The sequence below is a fragment of the Nitrosomonas oligotropha genome (assembly GCF_009833085.1).
In the GTDB taxonomy this organism is placed as follows: Bacteria; Pseudomonadota; Gammaproteobacteria; order Burkholderiales; family Nitrosomonadaceae; genus Nitrosomonas; species Nitrosomonas oligotropha.
In genome coordinates this window covers 42,992-60,385 of record NZ_QRBZ01000002.1, presented here as the reverse complement: position 1 = coordinate 60,385, position 17,394 = coordinate 42,992, and the positions used below count along the sequence as shown (strand labels likewise).

19 protein-coding genes are annotated in these 17,394 nt (G+C 47.5%); 3 read left to right on the top strand and 16 right to left on the bottom strand.

What is annotated here, in order from left to right:
* The first annotated feature begins 167 nt into the window (after positions 1-167).
* Positions 168-599 (top strand): hypothetical protein, encoded by a 432-nt coding sequence (locus ABD07_RS00610; RefSeq protein WP_108698462.1) that lies wholly within the window; start codon positions 168-170, stop codon positions 597-599.
* Positions 600-671: 72 nt separating this feature from the next.
* On the opposite strand, the gene lpdA is transcribed toward ABD07_RS00610, so the two are convergent.
* The 14 genes from lpdA to rpoE form a co-directional block, all read right to left on the bottom strand.
* On the bottom strand, positions 672-2,132 hold the full coding sequence (lpdA, locus tag ABD07_RS00605) for a dihydrolipoyl dehydrogenase (RefSeq protein WP_160816671.1): 1,461 nt from the start codon (positions 2,130-2,132) through the stop codon (positions 672-674).
* A gap of 94 nt (positions 2,133-2,226) precedes the next feature.
* Positions 2,227-3,276, bottom strand: coding sequence for a beta-N-acetylhexosaminidase (nagZ, locus tag ABD07_RS00600; RefSeq protein ID WP_160816670.1), 1,050 nt, complete (start codon positions 3,274-3,276; stop codon positions 2,227-2,229).
* 2 nt (positions 3,277-3,278) lie between these two features.
* The gene (acpS, locus tag ABD07_RS00595; protein ID WP_108698459.1) at positions 3,279-3,656 is read right to left on the bottom strand and encodes a holo-ACP synthase; all 378 of its coding nucleotides are present in this window, start codon (positions 3,654-3,656) and stop codon (positions 3,279-3,281) included.
* Positions 3,653-4,378: a pyridoxine 5'-phosphate synthase gene (pdxJ, locus tag ABD07_RS00590; protein ID WP_160816759.1), complete on the bottom strand. Its 726-nt coding sequence runs from the start codon at positions 4,376-4,378 to the stop codon at positions 3,653-3,655. Before pdxJ ends, acpS begins: the two co-directional genes overlap by 4 nt.
* Before the next feature lie 47 nt (positions 4,379-4,425).
* On the bottom strand, positions 4,426-5,319 hold the full coding sequence (era, locus tag ABD07_RS00585) for a GTPase Era (protein ID WP_160816669.1): 894 nt from the start codon (positions 5,317-5,319) through the stop codon (positions 4,426-4,428).
* A 50-nt stretch (positions 5,320-5,369) separates the two neighbouring features.
* Positions 5,370-6,077, bottom strand: coding sequence for a ribonuclease III (rnc, locus tag ABD07_RS00580; RefSeq protein ID WP_160816668.1), 708 nt, complete (start codon positions 6,075-6,077; stop codon positions 5,370-5,372).
* A 20-nt stretch (positions 6,078-6,097) separates the two neighbouring features.
* On the bottom strand, positions 6,098-6,469 hold the full coding sequence (locus ABD07_RS00575; RefSeq protein WP_160816667.1) for a DUF4845 domain-containing protein: 372 nt from the start codon (positions 6,467-6,469) through the stop codon (positions 6,098-6,100).
* 31 nt (positions 6,470-6,500) lie between these two features.
* Positions 6,501-7,307 (bottom strand): signal peptidase I, encoded by an 807-nt coding sequence (gene lepB / locus ABD07_RS00570; protein WP_160816666.1) that lies wholly within the window; start codon positions 7,305-7,307, stop codon positions 6,501-6,503.
* Positions 7,308-7,398: 91 nt separating this feature from the next.
* Positions 7,399-9,195 carry a translation elongation factor 4 gene (gene lepA / locus ABD07_RS00565; protein WP_181257998.1) on the bottom strand — a complete coding sequence of 599 codons (1,797 nt, stop codon included), beginning with the start codon at positions 9,193-9,195 and terminating at the stop codon, positions 7,399-7,401.
* A gap of 94 nt (positions 9,196-9,289) precedes the next feature.
* A complete protein-coding gene (locus ABD07_RS00560) occupies positions 9,290-9,580 on the bottom strand; it encodes a glutaredoxin family protein (RefSeq protein WP_160816665.1) in 291 nt (96 codons plus the stop codon).
* The gene (locus tag ABD07_RS00555; protein ID WP_160816664.1) at positions 9,564-10,979 is read right to left on the bottom strand and encodes a DegQ family serine endoprotease; all 1,416 of its coding nucleotides are present in this window, start codon (positions 10,977-10,979) and stop codon (positions 9,564-9,566) included. The genes ABD07_RS00560 and ABD07_RS00555 overlap by 17 nt, the downstream gene beginning before the upstream one ends.
* A 156-nt stretch (positions 10,980-11,135) precedes the next feature.
* Positions 11,136-12,131 carry a MucB/RseB C-terminal domain-containing protein gene (locus tag ABD07_RS00550; RefSeq protein WP_160816663.1) on the bottom strand — a complete coding sequence of 332 codons (996 nt, stop codon included), beginning with the start codon at positions 12,129-12,131 and terminating at the stop codon, positions 11,136-11,138.
* Positions 12,128-12,685 carry an RseA family anti-sigma factor gene (locus ABD07_RS00545; RefSeq protein ID WP_160816662.1) on the bottom strand — a complete coding sequence of 186 codons (558 nt, stop codon included), beginning with the start codon at positions 12,683-12,685 and terminating at the stop codon, positions 12,128-12,130. The genes ABD07_RS00550 and ABD07_RS00545 overlap by 4 nt, the downstream gene beginning before the upstream one ends.
* Before the next feature lies 1 nt (position 12,686).
* Positions 12,687-13,286 (bottom strand): RNA polymerase sigma factor RpoE, encoded by a 600-nt coding sequence (rpoE, locus tag ABD07_RS00540; RefSeq protein ID WP_090316177.1) that lies wholly within the window; start codon positions 13,284-13,286, stop codon positions 12,687-12,689.
* A 275-nt stretch (positions 13,287-13,561) separates the two neighbouring features.
* Between rpoE and nadB the strand changes: the two genes are divergently transcribed.
* The gene (gene nadB, locus ABD07_RS00535; protein ID WP_160816661.1) at positions 13,562-15,157 is read left to right on the top strand and encodes an L-aspartate oxidase; all 1,596 of its coding nucleotides are present in this window, start codon (positions 13,562-13,564) and stop codon (positions 15,155-15,157) included.
* A gap of 86 nt (positions 15,158-15,243) precedes the next feature.
* Here nadB and ABD07_RS00530 read toward each other — a convergent pair whose 3' ends face one another.
* Together ABD07_RS00530 and ABD07_RS00525 are read right to left on the bottom strand one after the other, a co-directional pair.
* Positions 15,244-15,522: a hypothetical protein gene (locus ABD07_RS00530; RefSeq protein WP_108698447.1), complete on the bottom strand. Its 279-nt coding sequence runs from the start codon at positions 15,520-15,522 to the stop codon at positions 15,244-15,246.
* 237 nt (positions 15,523-15,759) lie between these two features.
* Positions 15,760-16,206 carry a protein YgfX gene (locus ABD07_RS00525; protein WP_160816660.1) on the bottom strand — a complete coding sequence of 149 codons (447 nt, stop codon included), beginning with the start codon at positions 16,204-16,206 and terminating at the stop codon, positions 15,760-15,762.
* Positions 16,207-16,329: 123 nt separating this feature from the next.
* Between ABD07_RS00525 and ygfZ the strand changes: the two genes are divergently transcribed.
* On the top strand, positions 16,330-17,370 hold the full coding sequence (ygfZ, locus tag ABD07_RS00520; RefSeq protein ID WP_160816659.1) for a CAF17-like 4Fe-4S cluster assembly/insertion protein YgfZ: 1,041 nt from the start codon (positions 16,330-16,332) through the stop codon (positions 17,368-17,370).
* Positions 17,371-17,394 lie beyond the last annotated feature (24 nt).

Here is a 17,394-nt window from a genome sequence, read left to right as displayed (position 1 = left end):
TTATCAGTAAAACCAAACATCAATAATGTTCAAAACTTGATTTTCAAGTATACTGCCCCGCTGCAAGAACGCTCCGGAGAAGAAAAACTGATCTGGAAGCAATGCGTTAAAACGAGATTAAGATTTTATTAATAAATAATGGAACTGGCATTCGCCAAGGAGAATTTATGCATAAACTGTTACCTAGCGTTTTTTTGTTTTTGATACTTGCTTTACCTTTCAGCGTTTTCGCTCATGAAGGCGAAGACCACAGCCACGACGAATCAGCATCGGAATTGGATAGCGGGAATGGATGGCGTCTGGTCCGGAAAGTCGAACTGGGCACCTCTGGAAAATTCGTTAATCTGGTACTCATCGATCACGCGGTCTACACCGACAAGACCATCTACAGCGCGGTCATCAACCGGCTTTGCAGCCCTTCCGATCAATTCTGTAGAATCAGATTCTGGAGCGAAGAACGCTTTGTGCCCGAAACCGCTGCACTATCCGTGGAACAAAACAAACAACTCCGTGCCGACTACCTCGTGAATAAAATAGCTGGGATGCATCATTTACGCTGGTCTTGCACGGTTGACCCGGACAAGACCCACTGCTTCTAATATTTGATTCCGCAACTAATCGCAACAATCCTGGATAAGAGTGCCGTGATACGAGAATTACAAGCCGTAATTCTAAATATGCAACGCACGCTTATCCACGCCAAGTGCAGCTTCGTGAAACACCTCCGATAACGACGGGTGCGCATGCACTATGCAGGCGATATCCTCACTGCTGGCGGAAAATTTCATCGCCATTACCGCTTCCGAAATGAGCTCCGACACATGCGGGCCGATCATGTGAACACCCAGTACGCGATCGGTTTTCTCGTCCGCTAACACTTTGATAAAACCGCTGGTTTCACCCATGGCTCTGGCGCGACCGTTGGCAATAAAGGGGAACTGGCCTGCTTTATAAGCGATACCGGCCGCTCTTAACTCCTGTTCGTTTTTCCCCACCCAGGCAATTTCCGGCGCTGTATAAATGACCCATGGCACCGTATTGAAATCCACAGCCTCAAGTTCGTCGGTTTGTCCTTTTTCCACATGCTGGATCATTTCGGCAACGGCCACTCCTTCTTCCGAAGCTTTATGCGCCAGCATCGGGCCGCGCACTACGTCACCCACGGCATACACATTAGCCAGATTGGTACGGCAGTATTGATCGACCACAACAAATCCGCGCTCGTCCACCTGTAAACCGTTTTCCTGAACACCCAGTCCCGCAGTGTTCGGAATCCGGCCGATGGCCACGATCAACTTGTCGGCTTCCAGAACCCGCTCCTGATTATTTGAATCGCTATAACCGACCGTAACCGTATCTCCGGTTACTTTGACCGATTTGATATTGACGCCGGTATTGATTTGCAGCCCCGTTTCTTTGGCAAAAACACTTTTAGCTTCCTTGGCGATTTGCTCATCCGCTGCCATCAGGAAACCCGGCATGGCTTCGAGTATCGTGACCTCCGCACCCAGTCTGCGCCATACGCTGCCCATTTCAAGACCGATCACCCCCGCACCGATGACACCCAATCGTTTGGGCACTTCCGTCAGCGCCAAGGCACCGGCATTATCCAGGATCCTGACATTATCCACTTCGGCAAAAGGCAACGGGCGCGGAACCGAGCCGGTCGCGACGATGACATGTTTGGCCTGAATGGTCTCGGCAGTACCGTTATCGTCCACTTTGATCTGCCAGGTATTGGCGGATGCTTCCCGTTTCAGCAAGGTTCCGCGGCCATGCATCGATTTCACTTTGTTCTTCTTGAACAACGACGCAATGCCGGTGGTAAACATAGTCACAATCTTATCCTTACGTGCAATCATCACCGGAACATCGACGGATACATTCTCCGCCGTGATACCGTGCGCAGACACCTTGTGTTGAATCTGGAAATAATTTTCCGAGGATTCCAATAACGCTTTGGATGGAATACAACCGACGTTTAAACAGGTGCCGCCAAGACTGGCTTTGCCTTTGGGATTTTTCCATTCGTCGATACACACGGTATTCAAACCCAGTTGCGCGCAGCGGATTGCCGCCACATAACCGCCGGGACCGGCACCGATTACTGCTACATCAAATGTTTCTGACATGATTAAACCTTATGGGAAGATCGTAATGAGGGAGTAATTTTAAAGTAAAACAAAATGGCTGTTGATGATTTGTTTAGACTGGCAGACTCGAGCACTACAGCGGCAGCTCTCCGCTTTCGCAGCCGATACCGCTGATTTCACGTACTGCCTGCACGTAATCGCCATTCTCGCGCAGTTTTGTCAGTGAACCGGAATGATTTCTGGCATGCATCCGCGCCAAGCGGGAGAGACTGGTGGCTGTCATCTCCCACTGCAAGCCATTTAAAATCTCATCCGCACCGGCGGAATTATTGCAAACCAGTATCATGTCGCAGCCTGCGGCCAGCGCCGCTTGCGCGCGTGATAGCATCGACTCGAGAAATTCTCCGGCGCCGCGCATCGTCAAGTCGTCACTGAAAATACAACCTTCAAATTGCAGTTGCTCGCGCAAAATTTTCTGTAGCCAAATCGTGGAAAACCCGGCCGGTCTCGCATCCACAGCCGGGTAAATGACATGCGCCGGCATTATTCCGGCCAATCCAAAATCAATCATCTGCCGGAAAGGAATCAGATCGTTCATTTCGATATCGACGAAGCGACGCTGATCGATGGATTTTTGCAGATGGGAATCGGCCTTGATATAACCGTGACCCGGAAAATGCTTGCCGACCGCCAGCATGCCGCCTTTTTTCAGACCCAGCATCAATTGATGCGCCAGATCGGAAACGGCATGCGGATCCTGATGAAAAGCGCGATCACCGATCACACCGCTTTGTCCATGATCGATATCCAGCACCGGCGTAAAGCTGAAATCGACATCGCAGGCATTTAACTCCGCCGCCAGCACATAGCCGGTCTGTTTAGCGAGATGACGCGCGCGCGCGGGCTGCTTATCCCAAATTTTTCCTAATTCGCGCATCGCGGGTATGCGCGTAAAATCTTCCCGGAAACGTTGCACCCGGCCGCCTTCATGATCAACGGCAATCAACAAGTGCGGGCTGCGCAGAGCATGAATTTGTTGCGTCAATTCAGTCAATTGACGGTGGTTGTCATAATTGCGGGTAAAAAGAATCACACCGCCGGTGAGCGGGTGCAGCAGCCTGCGCTTATCGTCCTCGGTCAGCTGCGTACCGGCGATATCGAGCATTACGGGACCCAGCGGCACGATTATCTTTCCAGCACGACAAAGGCGCACACCATATTGATCTCATCGCTGATGGAAAGATGGTGCTGGGTAATGCCTTTAGCGTTGATGAACTGATCAAGCTCGGGATGAAACTGAAAAAAAGGCTTACCCAGATCGTCATGGGTAATCGTGATATAGGTGAAATTCACCGGATGGCGCAATCCAGTGCCCATCGCTTTAGACAATGCTTCCTTGGCGGCAAAACGGCCGGCCAGATACAAAACCGGCTTGCTGCTCGAATGATATTCCTGCCATTCGCTGTCGGTTAGGATGCGCCGCGCAAAGCGCTCGCCATGACGGTCCAGCGATTGCGCAATGCGCGCCGATTCGACAATATCGGTGCCAATACCGTAGATCATCCACGCGCCTCAAGCATCAGCTGCTTCATTTCCTGCACGGCCTGCTTAAAACCGGTAAAAATCGCCCGCGCGACAATCGCGTGACCGATATTCAACTCGGAAATATCGGAAATAGCCGCTATAGTTTGCACGTTGCCATAATGCAAACCGTGTCCGGCATTGACTTTCAGACCCAGATCGATACCCAGCGCAACCGCTTTTTGGATGGCGGCAAATTGTTCCGCTTCCGTTTCCGCTGTATGCGCATCGGCGAAACCGCCGGTATGAATTTCGATCACCGGCGCGCCCGCACGCGCAGCCGCATCGATTTGCAACGGATCGGCATTGATGAACAACGAAACGCGTATCCCCGCTTCCGCCAATTGCCCGCACACCCGCTGGACTTGTTCAAAATGCTTGACCACATCGAGCCCGCCTTCGGTCGTCAGCTCTTCGCGCCGCTCCGGCACCAGGCAAATATCGTGCGGCTTAATGCGCAATGCGATACCGATCATCTCATCGGTCACCGCACTTTCCAGATTCATCCGGGTTGTCAGCCGGTCACGCAAGATTTCAACATCGCGATCCTGTATGTGACGGCGATCTTCGCGTAAATGCAGCGTAATCGCATCCGCTCCGGCCGATTCCGCGATCAACGCCGCTTCGATCGGATCCGGATAATTTGTGCCGCGCGCCTGCCGTAATGTCGCCACATGATCAATATTGACGCCTAGCTCAATCATCATTGCAATTTCCCAAGAAAAGCCCGTTAGAAAAAACTTCTAACACATTATTCGTAACCAAGATTTCTTAACACACTTTCATTATCAGCCCAACCGCTTTTCACTTTCACCCATACTTCCAAATAGACCTTTTCACCCAGCAGCAATTCCATGTCTTTACGCGCCTGAGTGGCGATTTGCTTCAGTTTTTCACCTTTCTTGCCAATGATAATCGCTTTCTGGTTCGGTTTCTCAACCAGAATCGTGGCGTAAATCTTCTGCACCCCATCTTCCTGCTTGAATTGATCGACCACGACACTGGTCGAATAAGGGATTTCGTCGCCGACCAAACGGAATAGTTTCTCCCGGATAAACTCTCCCGCAATGAAACGCTCACTGCGATCCGTCACTTCATCTTCACCGTATAAAGGCGGGTTTTCCGGTAAATACTGACGGATGGTGGTGAGAAGCTCCGGCAATTGGATTTTATGCATGGCGCTGACCGGTATCACGTCGGCGAATTTGAAGGTATTACCCACTTCCTTTAAGAACGGAAGCAGCCGGTTCTTGTCAGCCAGCTTATCAATTTTATTGATCACCAAAATAACCGGAATTTTCTCTGGCAGAATTTTAAGCGCCGCAAGATCGCGCTGATCAAACCGTAGCGCTTCGATGACAAACAAAATAACGTCGACATCTTGCACACTTTGCGTAACCACCCGGTTCATGGCCGTGTTTAAACGGTTGACAAATTGCGTCTGAAAACCGGGCGTATCGACGAAAACATACTGCGTTTGCTGGTCCGTCAAAATACCGTTGATGCGGAAACGAGTCGTTTGGGCTTTGCGGGAAGTAATGCTGATTTTTTGTTGCAACAGCTTATTGAGTAATGTTGATTTACCCACATTGGGACGGCCAATAATGGCGATGTAGCCGGTACAGAAAGGGGTTGCAACAGTCATACTGAAAAATCTTGGGTTGTCATAGCGTATTATCTGGAGTAGCTGTCACATTAAGGATAGGCGTGATGCAAGCAAATTTCGTCGTAAGCCAGCTTTGCCGCGGCCTGCTCCGCGCCACGACGGCTGGTGCCTTCGCCCGAAGTGCGGATATCGAATGCCGGTATCACGCATTCCACTTGGAACTTCTGCTTATGCGCTTTACCGCTGGTGGTCACCACCACATACTCCGGCAGCGCCAGTTTCTGGCCTTGTAAAAATTCCTGCAATAGAGTTTTCGGATCCTTGCCTTGCGTTTTAAAATCGATATCCTGCATCAAGGGCAAATAGAGCGATTTAATGACAGCTTCCGCCTGTGCGTAATTACTGTCCACATAGATGGCGCCCAATACCGCTTCCAGGGCATCAGCCAGAATCGATGGCCGATGGCAGCCGCCGCTCCTGAGCTCACCTTCGCCCAATCGTATCAATTGATCGATCTGCAAGCTCAGCGCCATGCCGGACAGCGCTTTCTGATTGACAAAATTGGCGCGTAAGCGCGATAAATGGCCTTCGGGAAGATCCGGGAAGTGCGTATAAATTAATCCGGCAATCGCGCAATTCAGTACCGCATCGCCAAGAAACTCAAGCCGTTCATTATGCGCTGCGCTATGGCTCCGATGCGTCAATGCTTCCTGTAACAACTGAGGCTGTGTAAATGTATACCCCAGGCGTTTACAAAATTGATCGAACAACAATGGATTATTACTAGGTAGCGACATTGGACACGATATTTCCGCTATCACTCGCTGGATGCTTGAAAGTCAATTTGCAGGGAAATATTGGAAACCAAGGGTATTTGGACTACGTAGTTCGCGCTGAGAACAATGCGGCCATTTTCCTTATTGATTTTAATATCCTGCCCGTTGATAGATTTAATACTATCGATTTGAGCGCGTTTATCAAACAGTATTTTTATTTGACTTGGGCTAGTGGTCTGCGTATCGATGCCTTTCACAATGGAGGCCAGATTTCTTTTGATCGATGAGAATTCAATATAAGCAGGTGCAACTTTCAAACCGGAAATTGAAACCAGAATTATAATCACAGCCCAGACGAGCAAACCGGACAAACTGATACCCCTTTGTTTTTGCCGCAGCGTCTGATATCTCATGCTTTCTTCCACATTTAGAAAAGCTTATCCATTATTTAATGGATAGCCCGATACGATCAAAGCTTCCAAAGTTCCACCAAATCATGAAGGCTCTGCCGACAATATTTTGCTCCGGAACAAACCCCCAGTAACGGCTATCGCTACTACTGTCGCGATTATCCCCGAGGGCGAAATAATTTCCCGGCGGCACTTCGCAGGTAAATCCCGTGCGATGGTACTTGCAGTTATCGCGAAACGGAAAGTCCCTGACATTCGAGTATTGCAGTCCTTTAACGTCCTGATTAATCAGAATCGAATGACTTTCTTCCTTGTTGAGGTATTCCGAATAACGGTCGGAATAAATATAGCCGTGCCCGGACTCGACATATTTGTAATCGCCGTCATAGTCCATTTTGATCACTTCACCATTGATAATTAGCTGCTTATTATGATAAGTGATCACGTCGCCGGGCAGTCCGACCACGCGCTTGATATAGTCAATCGAAGGGTCCTCGGGATAGCGGAATACCAGCACATCGCCACGCTTCGGTTCATTCATATCGATAACTTTTTTGTTGATAACCGGCAAGCGGATTCCATAGGTATATTTGTTGACCAAAATGAAATCACCGACCAGTAACGTCGGTATCATCGACCCGGAAGGAATTTTGAACGGTTCGATCACAAAGGAGCGGAGGCTGAAAACGATCAGAATAATCGGAAAAAAACTCTTGGGATATTCGATCCACCAAGGTTCGCTTTCTCCTTCGGCGCGTTTATTTTTCCAGAACAGAAAATCCAGCAAATATATACAACCGGTAATCACCAGCAGTACGAACAAAATCAAAGGAAAATTCATTGTGATTCCTTCGATGACACATGAAATATCGCATTAAAGCAATCCGGCTTTAATTCAAAACCGGACAACAAAACTGTATTTTTACGCTTCATTATTTATTATCAACCTGCAAAATTGCCAGAAATGCTTCTTGCGGAATTTCCACATTACCCACCCGTTTCATTCTCTTTTTACCTGCTTTTTGCTTCTCCAGCAACTTTCGTTTACGGGATATATCGCCACCGTAACATTTTGCCAACACATTCTTGCGTAACGCTTTGACTGTCTCGCGCGAGATGATATGCGCACCGATAGCCGCCTGCACCGCAATATCGAACATCTGGCGCGGAATCAATTCACGCATTTTTTGCACCAGTTCACGACCGCGGTAGTGACTGTTGCTGCGATGGATAATTAGCGACAACGCATCGACTTTATCGCCATTAATCAACACATCCAGTTTCACCAAATCGGAAGCGCGAAATTCCTTGAATTCATAGTCCAATGAAGCATAACCGCGGCTGGTCGATTTCAACCGGTCAAAGAAATCCATCACGACTTCATTCAATGGCATCTCATAGGTCAGCATCACTTGCTTACCCATATACTGCATATTCGTCTGGTTGCCGCGTTTGCTTACGCACAAGGTAATCACCGCGCCCACGTATTCTTCCGGCACGATGATGGTGGATGTGATAATCGGCTCGCGTATCTCTTCGATTTTAGAGAGATCGGGGATTTTCGACGGATTCTCAATTTCGATCATGGTGCCATCGCGCATCAGCACTTGATATACCACTGTCGGTGCAGTCGTAATCAGATCCATATCGTATTCTCTTTCCAGCCGCTCCTGCACAATGTCCATATGCAGCAGTCCCAGGAAACCGCAACGGAAGCCAAAACCCAATGCTTGCGATACTTCCGGCTCAAAGTGCAACGACGAGTCGTTCAGCTTCAACTTTTCCAACGCTGAGCGCAAAGCATCGTACTGATTGGATTCCACCGGATATAATCCGGCGAATACTTGCGGTTTTATTTCTTTAAAGCCTTGCAGCGGCTTTTCCGCCGGATTCGCGGCCAATGTTACCGTATCTCCCACTTTAGCCGTATCCAGCTCTTTAATGCCGGAAATGATAAAACCCACTTCACCGGCGCTAAGCGAATCGCGATTTAAGGATTTTGGCACGAACACCCCGACCTGTTCGCATAACTGAACCGCCTTACTCGCCATCAACAAAATCTTATCGCCGGGTTTTAGCGTGCCGTCCATGACCCTGACCAATATCACGACACCGACATAATTATCGAACCAGGAATCGATAATCAATGCTTTCAGCGGTGCTTTAGGGTCGCCTTCCGGCGCGGGAATTTTTGCAATCAATGCTTCTAAAACATCCGCGACACCTTGGCCGGTTTTCGCGCTGATTCTGACGGCATCGTGCGCATCGATTCCGATAACCTCTTCGATATTATCGATAACCCGTTCCGGGTCCGCAGCTGGCAAATCAATTTTGTTCAGCACCGGAATGACTTCGACCCCCTGTTCAATTGCGGTATAGCAATTGGCAACCGTTTGCGCTTCAACACCCTGCGAGGCATCAACCACCAGAAGCGCGCCCTCGCAGGCCGCTAATGAGCGCGAAACTTCGTAGGAGAAATCCACGTGCCCGGGCGTATCGATCAAATTCAGTAAGTAAGTTTCACCATTTCTGGCCTTATAGCGCAATGCCGCCGTCTGGGCTTTAATGGTAATGCCTCTTTCGCGTTCCAAATCCATGGAATCCAGGACCTGTTCTTCCATTTCACGATCAGACAAGCCGCCGCATAAGTGAATAATACGGTCCGCCAGTGTCGATTTGCCGTGATCAATATGGGCAATGATGGAGAAATTACGAATATGCTGCATCAAGATATGAGATATATAAATATTTCCAGTACTATAAGATTAACGCCGCTGGACTGGAAATTAAAATATTGTATTGGCAGTTAAAAGAGGCAGCATTCTAACGAAATTCAGCAAGATAATCATCTAAAGCTGCTAAATCCAGAAAATAGTGACAGATTTCCTGGCCGTTATGCGGGGACATCAGCACAGGAATTTTGTCCCCGTAGCGGGCAACCAGCTCAGGATCGGAATCAATATCAATCACCTGAAAAGCAAAAGATACTTGCGCCTGCAAGTTTCGCAGCGCAAGCATCATGTCCTGACACAGATGGCATTCTTCACGGCCATAAACGATCAATTCGGGTACTTGATCCATAACCGCCGGGCCGGACTCAGTCTTTTTTGTCATCGTCGGTCAGCTTCATCGTGATAAAAGTGGTGATATCGCTTCGCTTAACAAGCAATGCAATATTCTTTCCGCTTTTGACCTGATTCAACAGCTCATTAAATTGCTCAACAGTTTTCACATCCTTACTGTTTAAGCCGAGAATAATATCGCCAATGCGAATTCCCGAGCGGCTGGCAATGCCGGGTTGCATATCTTCAACCAGCAACCCATTGGTAATCTCCAGCTGTTTCTTTTGTTCGTCGTTAATTTCGCTCAATGCCAGTCCCAGGCGATTCGACGTATTCGTTTTTTTACCTTGTTTCTGCTTGCGATTTTCCGCCGCATCATCGGAAGGCGTTTCTCCAACTTCGACTTTGATTGTTTTCAAAGCACCTTCTCGCCAAACTTCTATCGATACTTTGGATTTCGGTTTGGTATTGCCAACTATGCGCGGCAGATCTGCGGAAGTTCCCACTTCTTTTTCATCGAACTTCAGAATAATATCGCGCGCCTTGATCCCTGCTTGATCGGCAGGACCGCCTTTTTCCACTGACACGACCAGCGCGCCGTTACTGTCGGATAAACCGAATGACTCCGCAAGTTCTTTGGTAACTTCCTGAATCATCACACCGATTCTTCCCCGGCTCACTTTACCATTGGCCTTTAATTGATCCGCAATCTCGGTCGCCACATTAATCGGTATGGCAAATGACAATCCCATGAATCCACCGGTCCGGCTGTATATCTGGGAGTTGATTCCAACCACTTCACCGCGCATATTGAACAACGGGCCGCCGGAATTTCCCGGATTGATCGCCACATCGGTTTGTATGAACGGAACATAATTTTCCTGCGCCAGGGAACGTCCTTTTGCACTGACGATACCGGCCGTCACACTGTGCTCAAAACCGAATGGCGAGCCGATTGCAACGACCCATTCCCCTACTTTCAGATTTTCCGGATTCCCTTGCGTCACTTTTGGTAAATCCGTGGCGCTGATTTTAATTAAAGCAATATCGGTTTTCCGGTCAGTGCCGATGATCTCCGCGGTAAACTCCCGCTTGTCATTCAGCTTTACCGTAATCTCATCAGCCGTTTCAACGACGTGCGCATTTGTCAAAATATAACCGTCCGCACTGATGATAAAACCGGAGCCTAAAGACTTAGGTTCTGATTTTCTCGGCGCGGGAAAAGGTTGCATATGCCGCTTGAAGAAATCGTAAAACGGCGAATTTTCCGGAAGACCCTGTATTTCAGGGAAACCCTGATTGTTCACCGCACTTGCGTTCTGCACCGCGCTGATATTGACCACCGCGGCGCCATGTTTCTCAACCAGCCCGGTAAAGTCGGGTAATTGATTGGTCTGTGCGAATGCTGTTGAGGTATACAAAAACAATAACATTACTATCAATCGAAGCATGATTTTTATCCTTACTTTACATTTGGCAAGCAGTCAACGTGGGTGTACATCACTTTTTTTAACCGTCGAACCGGGAAATATGTTCAATTTTTTCTTGTGAATATCGATGGGAAGCGGAAGAATTTTGCAGGTTCAGTATGCTTTAACTTGCGGAAATTAATCTTTTTTAACAACAGAATCGCCTATTAGTTTAATGGTTTCCAATGGAACTTCACCGACTGTCGTTATTTTATTATCATTGAGTGTACGCACATAGATATTTATCGCACCACGGCTGGTAAAAAAACCGGAAACCGGTGACGGCGCATCCTTACTAATCGGTTCGACAAACACTGAAACTGTCGCAAGTCCGTCAGATACGGCAATATGATCGATCAGAGCAGGTTTTTCGGTTAAATTGCGTTTCATTTCAACCAGCTTCCTAAAACCCGCTGGAAGATTTCTGACCTGCCACGGTAATTCACCTTCACTCAAAATTGAAGTCAGTAATTTTGTCGTTTCCCATTCGCCCGAGATCAAAGATTGGTTCGGTTTCAATTGACTGGGAGGAATATCTCCATCGATTTCCAGTTGTGCAAAAGCAAATTGCTCAATGATTTGATTGCCATTAATCACAGCCACTTTCACCGGCACTCCGGTTGCGGTGTCAATCCAAAATTTATGACCATATCGTAATGTATCTCTCGGAATCAGAGACAAGACCTGACACTCATGATCCGCAATCCTCTCGCGGCCGATTTCCTTGACGGAGTAATTCTCGTCAACATTGTCTAATGGTAAAGGAAGAATATCAGGAAAGAATTTACGGAACCAACGTTTCTCAGTATATATTTTTTTACTTTCAGGAAGATAACACTGCATTTCATCGTTACTACGAAAAACAATGCGCGGCAGTCCGTCTAGTACTTCAATTTTTTCATGTTCACCGGTTGGACCGGCTTTATGCACAATGCGCGAAGTTTCTATATGACCATCGGCATAATAAACGAACGTTCCGGAATAATTATGGCGACGCGGCGCGTCGGCCATTTTTTTTAACCAACTCAGCGCACTCTGCGTTGAACGAGATAACTCTTGTGCAACCGCTGTTTGAAGGCTTACTACTAACAGTAAAAATAGCGAAAACAGCGCAAATATTCTGCGGCTAATCATCTACCATATCTTTCGTGGTATTCAGTCACGTTATTGACATTGGTAACTTGCCCATTCATCGTGATACCTGGAGAGAATTCCCGGTGCACGAAGAGATAATCATTCATTTCAACCGGGGGATGTGAGTAATTATGAATTAAGGGAGGAGAAGAAACTGTGACGGGTGTGGCAGTTAAGTTATTGTCGCGTTTTGATTGTTCAGCCACCATAACTTGTTGCGGCTTATAGAGATTATTCATTATAACCCACCCCGAAACCATCGCTATCACCGAGGCGGCCATTGAAAAGGCCAGGACTTTATGTGTTTGTTTCTTTTCTACGTTACGAGAACTATTATGGGGAGAGAGTATGGTTGGTTCGGCTTTTAACTTTTGGCTGACACTGGCAGATATATTCATCGATAGTCGAGATGATTGCCGCAGCGCATCACCAATCACGTGATACGCTTTCCATTCATCCCGCAGACCATCATCTTTTTTTATCGCTTCAATAATATTTGAAACATCTTGCTGATCAAGCTCACCATCCATCAATGCAGATACTTTACTTTTCACATTACCACCTCTTGTCTTTACTTGTCCCTAGCAAAGGACGCAACTGTTCAGATATCGCTTCACGTGCGCGAAATATGCGCGAACGTACAGTCCCAATGGGACAACTCATAATATTGGCAATTTCTTCATAACTTAATCCATCAATTTCTCTTAAAACAATCGCCGTACGCAACTCTTCAGGTAACGAATCCAACGTCTGATTAACCGTTTGAGCAATTTCTTGACTCATCAGTTCACTTTCAGGCGTATTCATTTCCTTCAACAAGCCGCTATCTTCGAAATCTTCGGCATCTTCATTGTCAAATCCTTGCAATGTCGGCAGCTTACGCCCCTGAGATACCAGAAAATTCTTTGCTGTATTGATACCAATCCGGTACAGCCACGTATAAAAAGCACTATCTCCACGAAATGAAGGTAATGCCCTGTACGCTTTGATAAAAGCTTCTTGCGTAACATCCTCAACTTCAGCTGAGTCACGAATAAACTGTGACAGTAAACGAGCCAGCTTACGTTGATATTTAATGACTAGTAGATCAAATGCATGCTTATCTCCGCCTTGAACTCGTTCTACTAACTGTTGATCGATTTCCCGATCACCCATACAACCTGATCCCTGAGCATTTTAAATGAATTTATAGTTTATTCTTGTTCCATTAAATGTAGCATAATGACACAACAGAACAAGTATACATATCCAAATGAATCTCGGGAACTACGTAATTGCATCATCATTGTTTCAGAGACAATTAATCCTATCGATTAGTTCACAATTCAGTTTTTTGGTATCAGTAAAAGCAAGTCCATGTATACCGATTGAAGCGCTCCGAGTCTGTTATCATTCAGCCCGTCAATTACAAAAATAGATGGCCAAGTTTGATGCCTAACAACAATTTCGATACGCTGATCATCGGCAGTGGATTAGCTGGGTTTACGCTGGCATTGCATTTGGCGCGGCATAAAAAAATCTGTATCGTCACTAAACAAAGTGCTGATTCGGGCGCCAGCTCATGGGCGCAAGGTGGAATTGCGGCGGCATTATCCGATAACGATTCTCCATCACAACATGTACAAGACACATTGATCGCCGGAGCCGGCTTATGTGATAAGGAAATCACCCAATTCATCACCGAAAATGCAGCAGATGCAATTCACTGGCTGATAGATCAAGGTGTTATTTTCACCAGCGACAAAACCAGTGAAACCGGATATCACCTGACAAAAGAAGGCGGTCACAGCATACGGCGCATTATTCATAGCGGCGATGCGACAGGAAAAGCTGTGCAGCAAGCCTTAATCCAGAAAATACAAACACATCCGAATATTTTGGTACTGGAGCATCATATCGCCATCGATCTGATCACCAGCGACAAATTGTCCGACTACCCCCGCGCGCAGCATAAACGATGTTTTGGTGCTTATGTGCTGGACAAGAAACAGGATAAGGTGCTTACTTTTACAGCGCAAAACACCGTATTAGCCACAGGCGGAGCCAGCAAGGTTTATCTTTATACGACCAATCCCGACACCGCCACGGGTGACGGGATTGCAATGGGCTGGCGGGCGGGCTGCCGGATTGCCAATATGGAATTCATTCAGTTTCATCCGACTTGCCTCTATCATCCGCATGCAAAATCATTCTTGATCAGTGAAGCCGTGCGCGGTGAAGGCGGTTTATTGAAATTGCCGAATGGCGATCGTTTCATGCCACGGCATGATGAACGCGCCGAACTCGCGCCGCGCGATATCGTGGCTCGCGCCATTGACTTTGAAATGAAAAAAAGAGGACTGGATTGCGTCTATCTGGATATATCCCACAAACCCGCCGATTTTCTCAAAGAACATTTCCCGACCATTTACGCCCGCTGCCTGGAATTGGGAATCGATATTACCCGGGAACCGATTCCGGTCGTTCCGGCGGCGCACTACACTTGCGGCGGCGTGGTGACTGACAAGCATGGCAAAACCGACCTGGACAACCTATACGCCATCGGAGAAACAGCGCATACCGGATTGCACGGCGCCAATCGTCTAGCCAGCAACTCTTTGTTGGAGTGCCTGGTATTGGCGCAAGCTGCGGGAATCGATATCGCCAATCAGCCGATGAATGGACTCCCTCAACTGCCTGACTGGGATGAAAGCCGGGTTACGGATGCAGATGAAGAAATTGTCATCGCACACAACTGGGATGAACTGCGCCGCTTCATGTGGAACTATGTCGGCATTGTGCGCACAACCAAACGATTGCAACGCGCGCAGCATCGTATTGCGCTATTACGCGAAGAAATCAATGAATACTATACAAACTTCCGTGTTACCAGTGATTTGTTAGAGCTGCGCAACCTCGTCGATAGCGCCGATCTCATTGTGCGATGCGCCATGCTGCGCCATGAAAGCCGGGGATTGCACTATAGCAAGGATTACCCGGATACCTTACCGGTAGCGCAAGATACGATACTGCAAAGGGAAATTTAAGTGCAACAAAAATGGACTTGCTTTTCAGCCCCTAAGCCGGTTATACCGGCTTAGGTCAGTAACTAGACAATCCCTATTTTAAAAGACTAACTGCATTTTCCTGTTTCGGAACCATCACTCTTGGTCTCTGTACCATCATCTTTCACACAAGAATTTTGGCAAACACCTGATTTCTTACAGGACTTACCCGCTGGCAAGCTCTTTTTATCAATACAGGTGCCATCCACCAGATAACACACTTGGTTTGCTCCACAAGCTGTTTTTCCATCTTTCTCGGTATCCAGGCTACAAGCGGCAAAAGCTTGGCTGGTAGCAAACACCATTGCAATAACTAATACCAATGCATGAACAGTTTTTTTAAACATATTTTCTCCCTTTTTAGTTTACAAGCAAAGAACTCCCTCTTTGCATAATTAGGATAGCAGAAAAAATTTCTATTGCGTGCAAATTGTTTTTATCGCTTATGTCAGAAAATACTTCAAGATAAACAGCACACTTACATTGATCAAGACACTCACTCCCAGCACAAACAAGCACCATGCATATATCCCGTCGACCGTAGGGTATGAAATCCACTCGCTATCGCTAATCGATTGGCAAGATTATTGACCGGCTTCTTGATCCTGCTTCCATTTCCACCGCAACCAGACCCGCAATCGCCTGAATTCCTCTTCTTTGATGCTATCGGGTAGTATCACGACGCTGCGCATAAAAAATTTCCCCTCCGGTTGCAGATTCATCACTGTCAGATAGGGAACGACAAAAGTGCTGCCCAATATGCGGCAAGCAATCGATTGTCCGGATCGCATTGTTACAATACAGCACATATCCTCCTTCAGCTGTAAAGCGATTACCGCATCATTTGCACTGAGCAATGCATCTTTACGCAGATAATAATGCAGACTGATGATCAGCAAGACTACGATAGCTATCTTTACTTCCATAGGTAATTCCAGCGGCCATAAAAAGCCGGCAGTAATCAAGTGCGCCAGACTCAGTATCGTTACGAGGCGATGGGATGGTTGAAGATGAATGAATAAATCAGGCATATTTAAAATCGCTATTCCAACCTTGACACTCACAGAAAATAAAATCGCCCGCGGCGCACGCTTGCTTTTACCTGGATTGAGTATCGTATAATCATTGCCCGTTTATTCATCCGAAGCTTTTGTATGAACCCAGCATGGCAAACTTTTTTACGTGATCGTCACGCCGTCATTGAAAATGATCGTGTGGCACATTTTGGCAATATCGCGACCGAGCTTCAAGAGACGCCAACAACCACCGTCATGGCTGATCTATCCCATCTCAGCGTAATTCGTTTTTCCGGCGAAGATGCAAAAACCTTTTTGCAAAGCCAGCTCAGTTGCGATATCCAGGAAATCAATCCAAACCAGGCGCAATATGGCAGCTACTGCACCCCTAAAGGGCGGATTCTGGCAACTTTTCTGCTCTGGCAGTACCAGGACGATCTTTTCATGCAATTGCCTGCCGGTTTATCCGCTGCCATACAAAAGCGGTTAACCATGTACGTGCTGCGCGCCAAAGTACGGTTGACCGATGCCAGCAATGACTTGATCCGAATCGGTGTCGCAGGCCCGGATGCCGCCTTGCTGGTTAAAGATGTGACCGGTTTAACATGCCATTGTGATCATCCGTTACAAGTCACGCAAGATGGTGCATTGAGCACTCTTTGTCTTGCTCCGCAACGTATCGAATTGATCACCCCGGTTGAAAATGCGCCTGTACTCTGGCAGCGGCTTGATCAACAGGCCAAACCGGTTGGCGCGGATTGCTGGAATTGGTTAGATATCGAATCGGGAATTCCGGTCATATTGCCTGAAACCCAGGAAATGTTTCTGCCGCAGATGGTCAATTTGGACGCGATTGGCGGTGTCAGCTTCAAAAAAGGCTGCTATCCGGGGCAAGAAATTGTGGCGCGCACGCAATATCTCGGGAAACTTAAGCGGCGCATGTTTTTAGCGCATATCGGCTCGACACAAACAATTCAAGCAGGTGATGCGTTATACAGCAGCGATATGGAAGATCAATCCAGCGGCAACATTGTCAATGCAGCACCGTCACCGCAAGGCGGTTTTAATGTTTTAGCCGTCATTCAACAAAGCAGTGTCGACACCGGCGAGATACATTGGCAATCGCTGCAAGGGCCAACGCTGGAAATTAAACCGCTGCCCTATTCATTGCCGGCGTAAAAACGTAACGCTTCGGCACCGCTT

What these genes read in the sequence shown, in the direction of transcription:
- ABD07_RS00530 (WP_108698447.1), bottom strand. Translation starts at nt 15,522, where the DNA reads ATGTTTAAAAAAACTGTTCATGCATTGGTATTAGTTATTGCAATGGTG.
- lpdA (WP_160816671.1), bottom strand. Translation starts at nt 2,132, where the DNA reads ATGTCAGAAACATTTGATGTAGCAGTAATCGGTGCCGGTCCCGGCGGT.
- era (WP_160816669.1), bottom strand. Translation starts at nt 5,319, where the DNA reads ATGACTGTTGCAACCCCTTTCTGTACCGGCTACATCGCCATTATTGGC.
- ABD07_RS00555 (WP_160816664.1), bottom strand. Translation starts at nt 10,979, where the DNA reads ATGCTTCGATTGATAGTAATGTTATTGTTTTTGTATACCTCAACAGCA.
- ygfZ (WP_160816659.1), top strand. Translation starts at nt 16,330, where the DNA reads ATGAACCCAGCATGGCAAACTTTTTTACGTGATCGTCACGCCGTCATT.
- ABD07_RS00560 (WP_160816665.1), bottom strand. Translation starts at nt 9,580, where the DNA reads ATGACAAAAAAGACTGAGTCCGGCCCGGCGGTTATGGATCAAGTACCC.
- nadB (WP_160816661.1), top strand. Translation starts at nt 13,562, where the DNA reads ATGCCTAACAACAATTTCGATACGCTGATCATCGGCAGTGGATTAGCT.
- rpoE (WP_090316177.1), bottom strand. Translation starts at nt 13,286, where the DNA reads ATGGGTGATCGGGAAATCGATCAACAGTTAGTAGAACGAGTTCAAGGC.
- acpS (WP_108698459.1), bottom strand. Translation starts at nt 3,656, where the DNA reads ATGATCTACGGTATTGGCACCGATATTGTCGAATCGGCGCGCATTGCG.
- ABD07_RS00525 (WP_160816660.1), bottom strand. Translation starts at nt 16,206, where the DNA reads ATGCCTGATTTATTCATTCATCTTCAACCATCCCATCGCCTCGTAACG.
- ABD07_RS00575 (WP_160816667.1), bottom strand. Translation starts at nt 6,469, where the DNA reads ATGAGATATCAGACGCTGCGGCAAAAACAAAGGGGTATCAGTTTGTCC.
- rnc (WP_160816668.1), bottom strand. Translation starts at nt 6,077, where the DNA reads ATGTCGCTACCTAGTAATAATCCATTGTTGTTCGATCAATTTTGTAAA.
- ABD07_RS00550 (WP_160816663.1), bottom strand. Translation starts at nt 12,131, where the DNA reads ATGATTAGCCGCAGAATATTTGCGCTGTTTTCGCTATTTTTACTGTTA.
- ABD07_RS00610 (WP_108698462.1), top strand. Translation starts at nt 168, where the DNA reads ATGCATAAACTGTTACCTAGCGTTTTTTTGTTTTTGATACTTGCTTTA.
- pdxJ (WP_160816759.1), bottom strand. Translation starts at nt 4,378, where the DNA reads ATGATTGAGCTAGGCGTCAATATTGATCATGTGGCGACATTACGGCAG.
- lepB (WP_160816666.1), bottom strand. Translation starts at nt 7,307, where the DNA reads ATGAATTTTCCTTTGATTTTGTTCGTACTGCTGGTGATTACCGGTTGT.